Genomic DNA, 13,279 nt, shown 5'->3' on the forward strand with positions numbered 1-13,279 from the left:
AGACCGATCATGGCCCTCTATCGCGACCACCTGCCGCAACTCGATGGCGGCACCTTCCTGACCGATGGCGGCATGGAAACCACCCTCATCTTCCACGAAGGCCTGGACCTGCCGCATTTCGCTGCCTTCGTGCTGCTCACCAGCAAATCGGGGCGCGAGGCGCTGTGGCGCTACTACGCCCGCTACCTCGACATCGCGCGCCAGCACGGCACCGGTTTCATCCTCGATTCCGCGACCTGGCGCGCCAATCCCGACTGGGGCGCGCTGCTCGGCTTCGGGCCGGAGGCACTGGCGGAGGTGAACGAGGACGCCATCGACCTGCTGCTCGACCTCCGGCGCGACCATGCCATCCCCTGCGTCATCAGCGGCGCGATCGGTCCCCGCGGCGACGGCTACAAGGCCGGGCGCATGAGCGCCGCCGAAGCCGAGGACTACCATGCCACCCAGATCGCCACCTTCGCCGCGACCGAGGCCGACATGGTCACCGCCTTCACCCTTACCAACCCCGACGAGGCCACCGGCATCATCCGCGCCGCCAGCGCGCAGGACATCCCCTGCGCCATCTCCTTCACCTTGGAGACCGATGGCCGCCTGGTCACCGGCCGCAGCCTGCGCGACGCGATCGAGTCGGTGGACGCAGCCACCAACGGCGCGGCCGCCTATTTCATGGTGAACTGCGCCCACCCGACGCACCTGGCCGCGAGCTTCGGTGAAGGCGATTGGCGCGACCGCATCCTCGGCATCCGCGCCAATGCCTCGACCAAGTCACACGCCGAGTTGGACGAGAGCGAAACCCTGGACGCCGGCGACCCCGTGGACCTCGGCCGCCACTACCGCGACCTGCGCCGCACCCTGCCGTCGATGCGGATCATGGGCGGCTGTTGCGGCACCGACCACCGCCACCTCGCCGCGATCTGCGAGGCGTGTTTGTGAGGATTGGGCAGGTTGTGCCTTGAAAGGGGCTTCGCCCCTCTCAAACTCTCCCCACCAGGGGGCGCCGCCCCTGGACCGGCGTGATGTATTGGCAAAATAAAGGGAGGGGCATGGAGCGCGCTTGATCAGGGGAGCGACCTTGATGCCCCTCCCTTTATTTTGCCAAATACCGTGGGTTCCAAGGGGCCACGGCCCCTTGGTGGGGGAGGTGTGGAGGGGGCGAAGCCCCTTCCACGGCGCAACTTCCCCAATTCTTCACGCCAACCCCCGCGCCATCGCCGCCAACCGGTGCTTCAGCACCTTGCCGGTGCCGCTGGCGGGCATCGCCTCCAGCCGTTCCCAGCGGGTCGGGCGCTTGTAGGGCGCCAGCCCCGCCGCCGCATGCGCCGCAAGTGCGGCGGGATCGGCGTCGCCGGTGAAGAAGGCCACCACCTCCTCATTGCCCGCCACCGGCCGCCCCACCACCGCGACCTGTTCCACGCCGGGGCAGGTCGCGATCACCGCCTCGACCTCGGCCGGGTGCACGTTGAAGCCGCTGCGGATGATCAATTCGCGCGACCGCCCGACCAGCCACAGCAGCCCCTCGTCGTCGATCCGCCCCAGGTCGCCCGTGCGCAAGAACCCGTCCGGGGTGAAGGCCGCCCGCGTCGCCGCCGGGTCGCGGTAATACCCCAGCATGATACCCGGGCCGCGCGCCTCGATCTCCCCATCCGGGGCGATGCGTGCCTCGACACCCTCCATGATCGGGCCGGTCGACAGATCGTCGCGCGGTTCGCGGGTCTGGCTGATGGTCGGCCCCGCCTCGGTCAGCCCATAGCCATTGTGCGGCAGCAGCCCGAACACGCGCCGCAACCCCTGCTGCACCGCGGGGTCCATCGGCGACCCGCCGCAGGACAGCACCCGTAGCCGCGGCGCCGCCGCGGGCCCCGCGATCCGCGCCAGCAGCCGCGAAAAAATCGCCGGCACGCCCTGGATGACCGACACATCCCGGGCGATCGCCGCCAGCATCGCATCGGGGTCGAAGCGCGGCACCAGGCGGATCGTCGCCCCGGCCAGCAACCCGCCCAACAGCATATTGGCCAGCCCAAACACGTGGCTCATCGGCAGCACGCCATACATCACGTCATCTGTCCGCCAGCCGCGCACCTTCGCCCCCATCGCCGCCATGAACAGCAGCGAGCGATGCGACAGCATCACGCCCTTGGGCCGACCCGTCGTTCCAGACGTATAGATCAACGCCGCGCATTGCTTCGCCGGGTCGTCCCACACCGCCTCGGCCACCGCGGCCTCATCCACGGCCGAGGCCCGCACCCCATCCCACACCACCGGCGCATCCCCCGCATGCCGCGCCGCCGCCGGGCTGGCCCCCGTGCAGAAAAACACGACGCGCGCGCCGGAGTGCTCACGGATATCCGCAACCTCCCGCGCCGTCAGCCGGGCGTTCAGCGGGATGGCCCAGGCGTCGATCCGGCTGCAGGCCAGCAGCAGCACCGCCATGGTGGGTTCGTTCTCGCCCAGGATCATCACCCGGTCGCCGCCGCGCACCCCCATCGCGACCAGGCGCCGTGCGGTATCCGTCACCGCCCCGGCCAGATCCACCCAGGTCAGCGCGCCTGCCTCACCCACCAGCGCCACGGCATCGGGCCGTGCCGCGACATGCGGCGCCAGGACATCGGCCGTGCGGCGTGGCAGGACATCCATCGTATCGCCTCCCTGACCGCGTCAGCATTGCACCCCGCCGGGGGCTTGGCGACGCGCCGCGACCGCGCCAGGGTGCCGCCAAATTCGGAGGACCGCCAAAATGAATCGCCGCTCGCTGATCCTCGGCCTACCGCTGCTCGCCACCCCCGCGCTCGTCCAGGCCCAACCCGCCTGGCCCACCCGCCCGGTCCGCGTGATCGTCCCCTATCCCCCCGGCGGCGGCACCGACGTGCTGGCCCGCGCCGTGGTCGAAGCCATGCGCCCGCACCTGGCCCACCCGATCGTCGTGGAAAACCGCGCCGGCGCGAATGGCGCCATCGGCAGCGAAGTCATTTCCCGCGCCGATGGCGACGGCACCACCTTGGGCATCGTCACCTCCACCCATACGCTAAACAAATACGCGATGGGCAACCTGACCTACGACCCCATCCGCGATTTCACCCCGGTTGCGCTGATGTCCCGCCAGATCCTGGTGATGGTCAGCGGCACCTCCCAGCCCTTCGACAGCCTGGCCGGCATGCTGGCCGCCGCCCGCGCCCGCCCCGGCAGCATCGCCTTCGGCCAGACCGAGGCCGTGACCCGCTTCGCCGGCACCGAATTCGCCCGCCTCGCGGGGGTGCAAATGCAGGACGTCTATTACCGCGGCGGCGGCTTGCTGATGAACGACATCGTCGCCGGCCACCTGCCGACCGGCTGGACCAGCACCGCCAGCGCCATCCCGCATCTGCAATCGGGCCGCGTGCGCGTGCTCTGCGTCTCCACCGCCACCCGCACCTCGCTGATGCCCGATGTCCCGACTGCCCAGGAAGCCGGCGTCGCGGGCTATGACATCAGCGGCTGGGTCGGCATGTTCGGCCCGAAATCGATGGCGCCGGAGCTTGCCGCCCGCATCCAGGCGGCGGTCGCCACCGCCTATGCCGACCCCACCCTGGTCCAGCGTTTCGTGACCCTGGGGCTGGAACCCGACCTGCGCCCGCCCGCCGCCTTCGCCACCTTCCTGGAGGCCGATGACCGGCGCTGGGCCGAAGCCGTGGCGGCGGGGCGGATCGAGCGTTCCAACTGACGTATTTCACCAAGACAAGGATCGACTGATGGCCCACCCCTCCCTCAAGCAGGCGCTCGCCGAGAAAAAATTCATCCTCGCGCCCGGCGTCTTCGACATGATCAGCGCCAAGGTCGCCGATGGCATGGGCTTCCCCGCCCTCTACGCCACCGGCTTTGGCACCGTCGCCAGCCATCTGGGCGTGGCCGATGCCGGCATCGCGACCTATTCCGACATGGTCGGCCGCATGCGCCAGATCGCCCAGGGCACCAAGACCCCGGTCATCGCCGATGCCGATACCGGCTATGGCGGGCTGCTGAACGTGCGCCACACCGTGATGGGCTATGAAGCCGGGGGCATCACCGCCATCCAGCTCGAAGACCAGGAAATGCCGAAGAAATGCGGCCATACCCCGGGCCGCAGCGTGATCCCGGCCGAGGACATGGCTCTGAAAATCAAGGTCGCGGTCGAAGCCCGCAAAGACCCCAACTTCCTGATCATCGCCCGCACCGATGCCCGCACCAGCCTGGGCCTGGATGAGGCGCTGCGCCGCATGGCGATCTACGCCGAGGCCGGCGCCGATATTTTGTTCGTCGAAAGCCCCGAAACCGAGGCCGAGATGATCGCCGTCGGCAAGGCCGCGACCAAGCCGCTGCTGGCGAACATGGTCGAAGGCGGCCGCACGCCGATCCTGAACGCCGCACGCCTGGCGGAGATCGGCTATGCCATCGCGATCTACCCGGCGCTCGGCTTCCTGGCGGTGTCCGCGGCCTGCGAACGCGCCTATGGCCACCTCAAGGCCAACGGCGATTCCAACACCTTGGCGCCGGCGGATTCCTACGGCTTTTCGCGCATGTGCGAATTGATGGGCTTCCCTGAAGTCTGGGACTTCGACAAGCGTTGGGCGAAATGAGCGCCCCAAAGGCCGTCGTCTTCGACGTCTTCGGCACCGTCGTCGACTGGCGCAACAGCATCGCCCGCGAAGCAGCCGAAGTGCTGACCGAGGTGGGCCGCGCGGACATCGATCCGCACGCCTTCGCCGATGCTTGGAGAGCAAAATACCAGCCCTCCATGGCGCCGATCCGCGACGGCAGCCGCCCCTATACGCGGCTGGACGTGCTGCACCGGGAAAACCTGGACGCGCTGCTGGCCGATTACGGGATCGACCTGCCGGAGGAGCGCCGCGTCTGGCTCAACACCGCCTGGCATCGGCTGGACCCCTGGCCGGATGTCGTCGCCGGACTGACTCGTCTGAAGACGCGCTACATCATCGCGCCGCTGTCCAACGGGAACATCGCGCTGATGCTGAATCTGGCCAAGCGCGCCGGCATCCCCTGGGACGCGATCCTGGGGGCCGAGGTGGCCCAGGCCTACAAGCCCAGCCCCCAGGCCTATCTGCGCACCGCCGAGGTTTTGGGCCTGGCGCCGAACGAAGTGATGCTGGGCGCCGCCCACAACAGCGATTTGGCGGCGGCGCGCAAATGCGGGCTGCAGACGGGGTTCGTGGCGCGGCCGACCGAATACGGGCCGAGCCAGAAGAAGGACCTTTCCGCCGAGCAGGAGTGGGAGGTCGTGGCGCCGGATTTTGGTGGCTTGGCGAAGGCGCTGGGCTGCTGAAAAAATAACCCCCGCTGGCGAGGCGTGTAGGATAAGATGCCTTCGTCGCGGGGAGAGCCGCGTGCACTTCCGGCCCTCCGCTTGGGCTGAGCGTTCTCAGTCCAAGCTTATATAATAACAAGAAAAGTCCTGGGTAATGCCGAACGGCGCGGCAACATCGCAAGCCGGTGACATCGGCAGCTTGATGGGGGGCGATTTACAGATTTTCGACCGTCATTTTCCTACAGAATGAGGCCTTCATCATGCCAAGCGAGCCAGAACAACGCCCTGATCGCCGTGATTTCATGATGGCATCAATGGCTACGATTGGCGCAACGGCCGCTCTTGTGGCCCATGCCGGTTCGGCGAAGGCCCAGGGCCCGGCGACCTCCCCTGTCGGTCCGGCACCGGCAACGATCTATACCGGCGATACGATCCAGGGAAAGAAGGTCGTCAGCGCCCTCGACGTCAATGACCTGGCGCCCGGGCAAAAGCACCTTCTGTATTTCCAGGGCGTGGCGATGCCGACCGGACAGCATTGGTATGTCTCCGTGACGGTCGCCCGGGGGGCACGACCCGGCAAGCGCGTCGTCCTGGTGAGCGGCGTGCATGGCGACGAGATGAGTTCCATCCATACGGTCCAGACCGTGATGAACCAGCTCGATCCGGCGCAGATGTCGGGGACGGTGATGGCCGTCACCGACGTGGCCCGCCCGGCCCTGGAAGGCATGCAGCGCAGATGGCCCAATTTTGGCCGGGGCCATGATCTGATCGACATGAACCGGGAATGGCCCGGGAACGAGAACGGCGTCACCGCGCCCAGTCGCCACGCCGGGCTCCTGTTCAACCGCCTGCTGCGGCCGAACGCCGATGCCGCGATCGACTTCCATACCGGGACCACCGGCTTCGATGTCACCGCATTCAATATTGCCGCCATGGATGTGCCGGAGATCAAGGCGATGGCAGACCTGTATCCGGTCGGCCAGATCTTCGACAATCACGTGTATCCCGGGGTCCTGCACAATGCCTTTGTCGACGTGGGCATCCCGGCCTTTTGCGCGGAGATCGGCGCTGCACGTGTCCTGAACCTCGGGATGATCTCCCTGTTCGTGGAAGGCACGATGAACGTCCTCAAGCATCATGGCATCGTCGCCGGGCCCATGGGACGTACGGGCAAGGATGTGGCTGTTTTCATCGGCAATAGTGCCTTCCCGATCCTGGCAACCCAGGGCGGGCTCGTCGAGCATCTGGTCAAGCTCAACGACAAGGTCGAAGCCGGGCAGAAGGTGGCCATCCAGCGCAACAGTTTTGGTGAAGTGGTGGCGGAATATACCAGCAGCGTGGCCGGAGAAGTGACGGGTCAGCGTAGCGACGCGATGTCCGAGCCAGGCAATCCCCTGGCATTCATCCTGTTCCACAAGGCCACGCCGGACGGCAGCGAGACCTATCCCGAGTAGCCCAAGGCCGCCCGCCGGGCATTTGTCCGAAACCCCAGAAACTGAGGAAAGGCCTGGGATACGGCGTTCAGGAAAACCGCTTCTCCATCGCCACTCGCTCGAACCCAGCCTCGGTGAACAGCGCCGTCTCGACATAGCCAAGCCGGGCGTAGAGCGCCCGGTTCTCCGTCATCAGCACATGGGTATAGAGGCGCAGCCGGTCATACCCCCGGCGCTGCGCCTCGGCCTCGGCAAAGTCGATGAGCTGGCGCCCGATACCCCGACCGGGGCGGGCGACGGCGACATTGTCGAGCCAAAGCCCATCCGGCTTGGCTTCCAGTACCACCAGCCCGGCGATGCCCTCGTCATCCAGCACCCAGCATTGCCCGGCGGCGATGCGGGCCGCCATGTCGTCCAGCATCGGCCCCGGCGCGCGGCCGATGCGCGCGATCCAGGGCGTATAGGCGGCGGCGACCAGCGCCGTGCAGGCGGGGGCATCGCCAGGAAGGGCCGGTCGGATCATTCCGCCCGGATGCCGCCTTCGCGGATGATCGGCGTCCAGCGCACCACCTCGCGTTGGATGAAGTTGGCGAAGTCGGCCGGGGTTCCGCCGATGACGCGGCCGGCCTGGGTGCGGAAGATCGCCTCCTGCACCTCCGGCATCGCGGCGATCCGGCCGAAGACGTCGTTGATCCGCTGCGCCAGCGCCGGGTCCATGCCGGCCGGGCCGGCGATGCCGTGCCAGACGTTGCAGTCGAAGCCAGGGATGGTGTCGCTGACCGGCGGAATGCCGGGCAGGGCGGTGGTGCCCGCCGGCGTGCTGATCGCGATCGCCTTGGCATTGCCCGCGCGCACCATCTGCAATGCGGAGGATACGGTCGGGAAACCGAACTGCGCATCGCCGCGCACCAGGGCGGTGACCATCTCGGCGCCCGAGCGATAAGGCACATGCACCATCTGGACGCCGGCCTGCTTCAGCAGCAGCGCCATGAACAGATGACTGCCATTGCCATTGCCGGCCGAGGAATAGGTGAAGCCATCCGGCCGTGCCTTGCCCTGGGCGATCATGTCGGCCAGGTCGCGCACCTGGGTCTGGGGATACATGATCACCGCGGCCGGCAGGTTCACCAGGTGGATGATCGGCGTGAAGGCGGTCGGCGGGTCGTAGGACAGGCTGGGGATCAGCTCCTTGCCGATCGCATTCGCGCCCACGTCGCACATCATGATGGTGTTCCCGTCGGGCCGCTGCTGCGCGACGAAGGCACCGGCCACGGTGCCACCCGCGCCGGGGCGGTTCTCCACCACCAGCGTCTGGCCGGCGACTTCCTGGAAGCGCTGCGCCACGGTGCGGGACAGGGTGTCGATCGCGCCACCGGCGCCGAAGGGCACGATCAGCCGGATCGGCCGGTCGGGCCAGGCAGGCTGCGCGCGGGCCAGCGCGGGCAGCATCAGCGGGGCGGCGAGCGCCGCGCGGCGGGTGATCTTGATCATTGGACGAACCTCCGTTCTTTGATCGTGAGGTGACACCGGATCGCGCGCCGCGCAAGGATCATCCATGACCTGGTCCATCGTCGCGCATGACCCCGCCTCCGGCGCCTTCGCCGTGTCCGTCACCACCGCCAATCTTGCGGTCGGTGCCTCCTGCCCCTTCGTGCGGGCGGGGGTGGGGGCGGTCTGCACGCAGTCGATGACGAACCGCTACCTGGGCCCCGCGGTGCTCGATGGCCTGGCGCGCGGGCTGTCGCCGCAGCAGGCGATCACCGCGGCGCTGGCGGCCGATGAGGGGCGCGGCATCCGCCAGATCCATGCGGTGGACCGGCACGGGCGAACCGCGGCATGGACAGGACAGAACTGCGTCGACTGGGCGGGCGATGCGCCGGGGGAGCAGGTGTCCTTCGCCGGCAATATGCTGGCGGGGCCAGAGGTCTTGCCGGCAACGGCCGCCGCCTGGGATGTGTCGCGGCCGCTGCCCGAACGCATGATGGCCGCTCTCCAGGCCGGGCAGGCGGCGGGCGGCGATCGGCGCGGCCGGCAATCGGCCGCGATGGTGCTGACCACGGTCGAGGATTTCTGTGACCTGGACCTGCGTGTCGACGACCACCCGATGCCGTTGGACGAATTGGAACGCCTGGTCGCCCTATGGCGCAGCCATCGCGCCCCGGGCCTCCAGCGGTCGCCACGCCGGGCCGACCCGGCGGGGTTGATCGACCTGGATGTGTATGAGGCGGAGTGGCGCGCGCGGGGGTTGGACCTGCGCTTCCGGCGTTAGGCCCAGCGGGCTTTGCGTTTTTCCCGGAAGGCCGCGATGCCTTCGCGCGATTCATCGCCGGTGGAACAGCGGCTGAACGACGCGGCCCCCGCCTCGGCATAGCCGTCGGGCGAGACCGGGCCTAGGGCCGCGAGCAGCAGCTTGGTCTCGGCCAGCGCACCCGGCGCGCCCTGCAGCACATCGGCGATGCAGGCGGCGACGGCGGCGTCCAGCGCCGTGGCGTCGGCGGCGACCTCGTGCACCAGCCCGACCGACAGGGCCTCGGCCGCGGTCAGGGTGCGGCCTTCCAGCACCATCCGGGTCGTCGCGGCACGCCCCATGCGCCGCGCCATCCAGGGCAGGATCTGCGCCGCGACCAGGCCGCGCCGGACCTCGGGGGCGGCGAAGCGGGCCTCGGCCGAGGCAAAGGCGATGTCGGCGCCGCAGACGAAGCCAAGCCCACCGGCATGGGCCGAGCCCTCGATGCGGGCGATGACGACCTGGGGCAGGGCGGCGATGGCGGCAAAGCGCTCACCGGTGCGGCGGTTGCGGGCGAGTTGGGCGGCCAGGCGGGTTTCGGCGTCGCCCTCGGCGGAACCGACCTCGACTAGGTCCAGCCCGGCGCAGAAATGCCCGCCGGCGCCGGTCAGGACGAGCACGCGGGCCTCGCGGTCCGTGGCGAGCGAGGCGATGAGTTCATCCAGCCGCGCGACCAGGGCCGCGTTCATCGCGTTGCGGCGTTCCGGCCGGTTCAGGGTGGCGGTGACGACGCCGCCGGCGCGGGTGACCAGTACTTCGCTCATGCGTTCAATCCCAGGATGCTGCGGGCTTCGGCCGGGCTGGCGACGCTGCTGCCCAGGGCCTCGATGATGGTGACGGCGCGCGTGACCAGCGGCGCGTTGCCGGGGGCGAGTTCGCCCTTGGAAAGATAGAGGTTGTCCTCCAGCCCGACCCGCACGTGCCCGCCCAGGATCACCGCCTGGGCGACCATCGGGAATTGCTGCCGGCTGATCCCGAAGCCGGACCAGAGCGCCCCCTTGGGCAGCACATCCAGCAGCGCGATCATCGCCCGCGTATCGGCCGGCGCGCCCCAGGGAATGCCGGTGCAGAGTTGGAACCAGGGCGTGCCGGCGAAGAACCCGCGCTCCGCCATGTGCTTGGCCAGCCAGGCGTGGCCGAGGTCGAAGACTTCAAGCTCCGGCTTGACCCCGGCCTCGCGGATCATCGTCGCCATGCGTTCCAGATGGTCGGGCACGTTGACGAAGGCATGGCGGCCGAAGTTCATCGTCGCGACGTCGAGCGAACAGATGTCGGGCTTGAGTTCCAGCACATGCGCCACGCGATCCTCCGGCGTCGCCATGGTGGTGCCGGGGCCGACGCGGCTGGGGTCCTCATCGTTCGGGACGTAGCGGGCGCCGCTGCCGGTGGTCAGGTTGATCAGCACGTCGCTCTTGGCGGCGCGGATCCGGGCGACGACGTCGCGATACAGGGCGATGTCACGCGCCGGCTTGCCGGTCTTGGGGTCGCGCACATGGATGTGGACGATCGCGGCCCCTGCGGCGCGCGCGGCGAGGGCTTCGCTTGCAATCTGTTCGGGAGTGACAGGGATGAACCGGCTGGCGCCGGCGCTGTCGGCGCCCCCGGTCAGGGCGGCGGTGATGATGACGGGGCGGCTCATGATGGCCGGTTCCTCCTGCTGCGTTGCCGCAAGCCTGCGGCGGCGCGTGCGGGGGCGCAAGGCGCCCAGGCGATTGGGATGGGGCTTGGCGTGCCAGCCCCGGTGCGCCACACCCGGCGCCTGTGCAGGAGAATGCCATGACCCCCATCCGCCTCGGCATCGTCGGTTTCGGCATCATGGGGCAGCGCCTGGCGGGGTTCGTCGCGGCGCATGACCAGGACGTGCTGCGGATGTCCGGCGTTTGGGATCCGTCGCCCGCCGCCGCCGAACCCCTGGGCCGGATCGCGCCGGGCGTGCCGCTGCTGGCCGATGCCGCCGCGGTGATCGAGAGCTGTGACTGCCTGTACATCGCAAGCCCGCCCGCCGCGCATATCCCCCTGGCGCGCGCGGCGATCGCGGCCGGGCGCGCGGTGTTCATGGAAAAGCCGCTGGCGTCGGACGTTCCGGCGGCGCGGGCGTTCGTGGCCTGGGCCAAGGGTGCCCGGGCGGCGGTGAATTTCCCGATGGCGTCCTCCCCCGCCGTGGCGCAGTTGCGCGCCTGGCGCGGGGGCATCGGCCAGGCGCGGTCGCTGTCGATCCATGCGGCCTTCGCCACCTGGCCGCGCGGCTGGCAGCAGGGGGCGGCGTCCTGGCTGTCCCTGGCGGCCGAGGGCGGGTTTACCCGGGAAGTGCTGTCGCATTTCCTGTTCCTGACCTTGCGGGAACTGGGGCCGCTGGACCTCGTGTCCGGCCGCGCGACCTATCCGATCGCGGGTGCCTCCGAGGCCGCCGTCGCCGCCAGCCTGACCGCCGGCGGCCTGCCGGTCACTGTCTCGGCCGGGGTCGGCATCACGGAGGCGGATGACCACAACCTCTGGACCCTTGAAGGGATCACAGGCGCCATCCGCCTGCGGGACTGGAGTTTTGCCGAACGCCGAGGCGGCGACTGCCGCTTCGAACCGGCCCCGGACGCGATCCCGAATGAGCGGATGCGCCCGATCTCCATGCGCGCCCAACTCGACAAGGTCGCCGCCATGGCACGCGGCGAACCGCAGGATTTGGCGACCCTGGCGGAGGCGCTGGCGGTGCAGGAGATCGTCGAGGCGTTGCTCGCGCGGCGCTGACATTACTGAGCGGATAGCGTAACGATATCTCCTCAAGCCCTCCGGTGCCCGCCGGGCGGGTCTGCCGCAGGGGCATGTCGCGCCCGGCGCTGCATCGGGCTATGATGGGTTCCAACTTCATCCGGGCGGAGATTTTGGTACGATGACGGTTCGCGGGTGGCACCCTGACAGCTGGCGGCGCATGCCGATCCGGCAGGTGCCCGATTATCCCGATGCAGCAGCTCTGGCGACGATGGAGGCGCGGATCGCGACCTTTCCGCCGCTGGTGTTTGCCGGCGAAGCCGACCGGCTGAAGGCGCTGCTGGCCAAGGCCGGCGAAGGCCAGGCCTTCGTCCTGCAAGGCGGCGACTGCGCCGAGGGTTTTGCCGATTTCCGTGCCGACCCGATCCGCGACACCTTCCGCGTGCTGCTGCAGATGGCTGTCGTGCTGACCTTCGGCGGCGGACTGCCGGTGGTGAAGCTCGGCCGCATGGCCGGGCAATTCGCCAAGCCGCGCAGCTCCGACACGGAAACGGTCGGTGGCGTCAGCCTGCCATCCTATCGCGGCGATATCGTGAACGGCCCGGCCTTCACGGCGGAAGCCCGCGTGCCGGATCCGCAGCGGATGGAATTCGCCTACCTGCAATCCGCGGGCACCATGAATTTCCTGCGGGCGCTGGCGACCGGTGGTTATGCCGACCTGCACCAGGTGCATCGCTGGAACCTTGGCTTCGTAGCGCGCAGCCCGCTGGCCGCGCGCTACGACGACCTGGCGCAGCGCATCGACGAGACGCTGCGCTTCATGGGCGCCTGCGGCATGGGCAATTCGCCGGAGGTGCGGGAGACCGACTTCTACACCAGCCATGAATCCCTGCTGCTGCCGTATGAGCAGGCGCTGACCCGGGAACCCTCCACCCACCCCGGCAAGCACTACGCCGTCAGCGCGCACTTCCTCTGGATCGGCGACCGCACGCGCCAGCCGGACGGCGCGCATGTCGAATTCCTGCGCGGGGTCGCCAATCCCATCGGGATGAAGGTCGGCCCGACGATGGAGGCGGATGAACTGGTTCGCCTGACCGAGATCCTGAATCCGGCGAACGAGCCTGGGCGCCTGACCCTGATTGCCCGGATGGGGGCGACCAAGGTCGCGGAGAAACTGCCGCCGCTGCTGCGCGCGGTGCATCGCGCGGGCCGCAAGGTCACCTGGATCTGCGACCCGATGCACGGCAACACCGTCAAGGCCGGCAACGACTACAAGACCCGGTCCTTCGACGCGATCCTGGACGAGGTGCGCGGATTTTTTGATGCGCACGCCGCGGCGGGGACGGTCGCAGGGGGCGTGCATGTGGAGATGACGGGGCAGGACGTGACCGAATGCATCGGTGGCGCCCATCGCCTGACGGAAGCGGATCTGGCGGGGAACTACGCCACCTTCTGCGATCCAAGGCTCAATGCCGAACAGTCGCTGGAACTGGCCTTCCTCGTCGCCGAAGAGTTGAAGGCGCGGCGCCTGAGCAAGGTCGATGACGCGAGCCCCGCGGTCGCGGCCCAGTGAGTCCAGAA

General features: G+C 68.9%; 13 protein-coding genes. 8 read left to right on the forward strand and 5 right to left on the reverse strand.

From position 1 onward, the window contains the following. Nucleotides 1-9: 9 nt before the first annotated feature. Entirely contained in the window at nucleotides 10-933 is a 924-nt protein-coding gene (locus ACQW02_RS01525; RefSeq protein ID WP_431283515.1) for a homocysteine S-methyltransferase family protein, read from the forward strand. Between the two features lie 255 nt (nucleotides 934-1,188). Here the strand turns inward: ACQW02_RS01525 and ACQW02_RS01530 are convergent, their stop codons facing one another. Then, the gene (locus tag ACQW02_RS01530) at nucleotides 1,189-2,634 is read right to left on the reverse strand and encodes a class I adenylate-forming enzyme family protein (protein WP_431283516.1); all 1,446 of its coding nucleotides are present in this window, start codon (nucleotides 2,632-2,634) and stop codon (nucleotides 1,189-1,191) included. Nucleotides 2,635-2,734: 100 nt separating this feature from the next. Here ACQW02_RS01530 and ACQW02_RS01535 point away from each other — a divergent pair, with 100 nt between their 5' ends. The 4 genes from ACQW02_RS01535 (at nucleotide 2,735) to ACQW02_RS01550 (ending at nucleotide 6,729) form a co-directional block, all read left to right on the forward strand. Next, complete coding sequence (locus tag ACQW02_RS01535; RefSeq protein ID WP_431283517.1) at nucleotides 2,735-3,697, forward strand: Bug family tripartite tricarboxylate transporter substrate binding protein; 963 nt, start codon at nucleotides 2,735-2,737, stop codon at nucleotides 3,695-3,697. 28 nt (nucleotides 3,698-3,725) lie between these two features. Beyond that, a complete protein-coding gene (locus ACQW02_RS01540) occupies nucleotides 3,726-4,589 on the forward strand; it encodes an isocitrate lyase/PEP mutase family protein (RefSeq protein ID WP_431283518.1) in 864 nt (287 codons plus the stop codon). Beyond that, nucleotides 4,586-5,293 carry a haloacid dehalogenase type II gene (locus ACQW02_RS01545; protein ID WP_431283519.1) on the forward strand — a complete coding sequence of 236 codons (708 nt, stop codon included), beginning with the start codon at nucleotides 4,586-4,588 and terminating at the stop codon, nucleotides 5,291-5,293. The genes ACQW02_RS01540 and ACQW02_RS01545 overlap by 4 nt, the downstream gene beginning before the upstream one ends. A gap of 242 nt (nucleotides 5,294-5,535) precedes the next feature. After that, on the forward strand, nucleotides 5,536-6,729 hold the full coding sequence (locus ACQW02_RS01550; protein WP_431283520.1) for a hypothetical protein: 1,194 nt from the start codon (nucleotides 5,536-5,538) through the stop codon (nucleotides 6,727-6,729). Nucleotides 6,730-6,796: 67 nt separating this feature from the next. Here the strand turns inward: ACQW02_RS01550 and ACQW02_RS01555 are convergent, their stop codons facing one another. After that, entirely contained in the window at nucleotides 6,797-7,231 is a 435-nt protein-coding gene (locus tag ACQW02_RS01555; protein WP_431283521.1) for a GNAT family N-acetyltransferase, read from the reverse strand. Then, nucleotides 7,228-8,199, reverse strand: a complete 972-nt coding sequence (locus ACQW02_RS01560; protein WP_431283522.1) for a Bug family tripartite tricarboxylate transporter substrate binding protein — start codon at nucleotides 8,197-8,199, stop codon at nucleotides 7,228-7,230. Before ACQW02_RS01560 ends, ACQW02_RS01555 begins: the two co-directional genes overlap by 4 nt. Before the next feature lie 64 nt (nucleotides 8,200-8,263). On the opposite strand from ACQW02_RS01560, the gene ACQW02_RS01565 reads away from it, so the two are divergent. Then, nucleotides 8,264-8,977: a DUF1028 domain-containing protein gene (locus ACQW02_RS01565; RefSeq protein WP_431283523.1), complete on the forward strand. Its 714-nt coding sequence runs from the start codon at nucleotides 8,264-8,266 to the stop codon at nucleotides 8,975-8,977. Here ACQW02_RS01565 and ACQW02_RS01570 read toward each other — a convergent pair. Together ACQW02_RS01570 and ACQW02_RS01575 are read right to left on the reverse strand one after the other, a co-directional pair. After that, complete coding sequence (locus ACQW02_RS01570; protein WP_431283524.1) at nucleotides 8,974-9,759, reverse strand: enoyl-CoA hydratase/isomerase family protein; 786 nt, start codon at nucleotides 9,757-9,759, stop codon at nucleotides 8,974-8,976. The two genes, ACQW02_RS01565 and ACQW02_RS01570, sit on opposite strands and share 4 nt — an antisense overlap. Beyond that, on the reverse strand, nucleotides 9,756-10,634 hold the full coding sequence (locus ACQW02_RS01575) for a 3-keto-5-aminohexanoate cleavage protein (RefSeq protein ID WP_431283525.1): 879 nt from the start codon (nucleotides 10,632-10,634) through the stop codon (nucleotides 9,756-9,758). Before ACQW02_RS01575 ends, ACQW02_RS01570 begins: the two co-directional genes overlap by 4 nt. 137 nt (nucleotides 10,635-10,771) lie before the next feature. Here ACQW02_RS01575 and ACQW02_RS01580 point away from each other — a divergent pair, with 137 nt between their 5' ends. Both ACQW02_RS01580 and ACQW02_RS01585 read left to right on the forward strand, forming a co-directional pair. Then, nucleotides 10,772-11,737 carry a Gfo/Idh/MocA family protein gene (locus ACQW02_RS01580; RefSeq protein WP_431283526.1) on the forward strand — a complete coding sequence of 322 codons (966 nt, stop codon included), beginning with the start codon at nucleotides 10,772-10,774 and terminating at the stop codon, nucleotides 11,735-11,737. 142 nt (nucleotides 11,738-11,879) lie between these two features. Next, nucleotides 11,880-13,271 carry a class II 3-deoxy-7-phosphoheptulonate synthase gene (locus ACQW02_RS01585; RefSeq protein WP_431283527.1) on the forward strand — a complete coding sequence of 464 codons (1,392 nt, stop codon included), beginning with the start codon at nucleotides 11,880-11,882 and terminating at the stop codon, nucleotides 13,269-13,271. The last annotated feature ends 8 nt before the right edge of the window (nucleotides 13,272-13,279 follow it).

Origin of the sequence: Humitalea sp. 24SJ18S-53 (assembly GCF_050632385.1) — a bacterium.
Lineage (GTDB): Bacteria > Pseudomonadota > Alphaproteobacteria > Acetobacterales > Acetobacteraceae > Humitalea.

Excerpts from the sequence above, each read along its gene's own strand:
- ACQW02_RS01525 (WP_431283515.1), top strand. The coding sequence starts at position 10 with ATGGCCCTCTATCGCGACCACCTGCCGCAACTCGATGGCGGCACCTTC.
- ACQW02_RS01530 (WP_431283516.1), bottom strand. The coding sequence starts at position 2,634 with ATGGATGTCCTGCCACGCCGCACGGCCGATGTCCTGGCGCCGCATGTC.
- ACQW02_RS01535 (WP_431283517.1), top strand. The coding sequence starts at position 2,735 with ATGAATCGCCGCTCGCTGATCCTCGGCCTACCGCTGCTCGCCACCCCC.
- ACQW02_RS01540 (WP_431283518.1), top strand. The coding sequence starts at position 3,726 with ATGGCCCACCCCTCCCTCAAGCAGGCGCTCGCCGAGAAAAAATTCATC.
- ACQW02_RS01545 (WP_431283519.1), top strand. The coding sequence starts at position 4,586 with ATGAGCGCCCCAAAGGCCGTCGTCTTCGACGTCTTCGGCACCGTCGTC.
- ACQW02_RS01550 (WP_431283520.1), top strand. The coding sequence starts at position 5,536 with ATGCCAAGCGAGCCAGAACAACGCCCTGATCGCCGTGATTTCATGATG.
- ACQW02_RS01555 (WP_431283521.1), bottom strand. The coding sequence starts at position 7,231 with ATGATCCGACCGGCCCTTCCTGGCGATGCCCCCGCCTGCACGGCGCTG.
- ACQW02_RS01560 (WP_431283522.1), bottom strand. The coding sequence starts at position 8,199 with ATGATCAAGATCACCCGCCGCGCGGCGCTCGCCGCCCCGCTGATGCTG.
- ACQW02_RS01565 (WP_431283523.1), top strand. The coding sequence starts at position 8,264 with ATGACCTGGTCCATCGTCGCGCATGACCCCGCCTCCGGCGCCTTCGCC.
- ACQW02_RS01570 (WP_431283524.1), bottom strand. The coding sequence starts at position 9,759 with ATGAGCGAAGTACTGGTCACCCGCGCCGGCGGCGTCGTCACCGCCACC.
- ACQW02_RS01575 (WP_431283525.1), bottom strand. The coding sequence starts at position 10,634 with ATGAGCCGCCCCGTCATCATCACCGCCGCCCTGACCGGGGGCGCCGAC.
- ACQW02_RS01580 (WP_431283526.1), top strand. The coding sequence starts at position 10,772 with ATGACCCCCATCCGCCTCGGCATCGTCGGTTTCGGCATCATGGGGCAG.
- ACQW02_RS01585 (WP_431283527.1), top strand. The coding sequence starts at position 11,880 with ATGACGGTTCGCGGGTGGCACCCTGACAGCTGGCGGCGCATGCCGATC.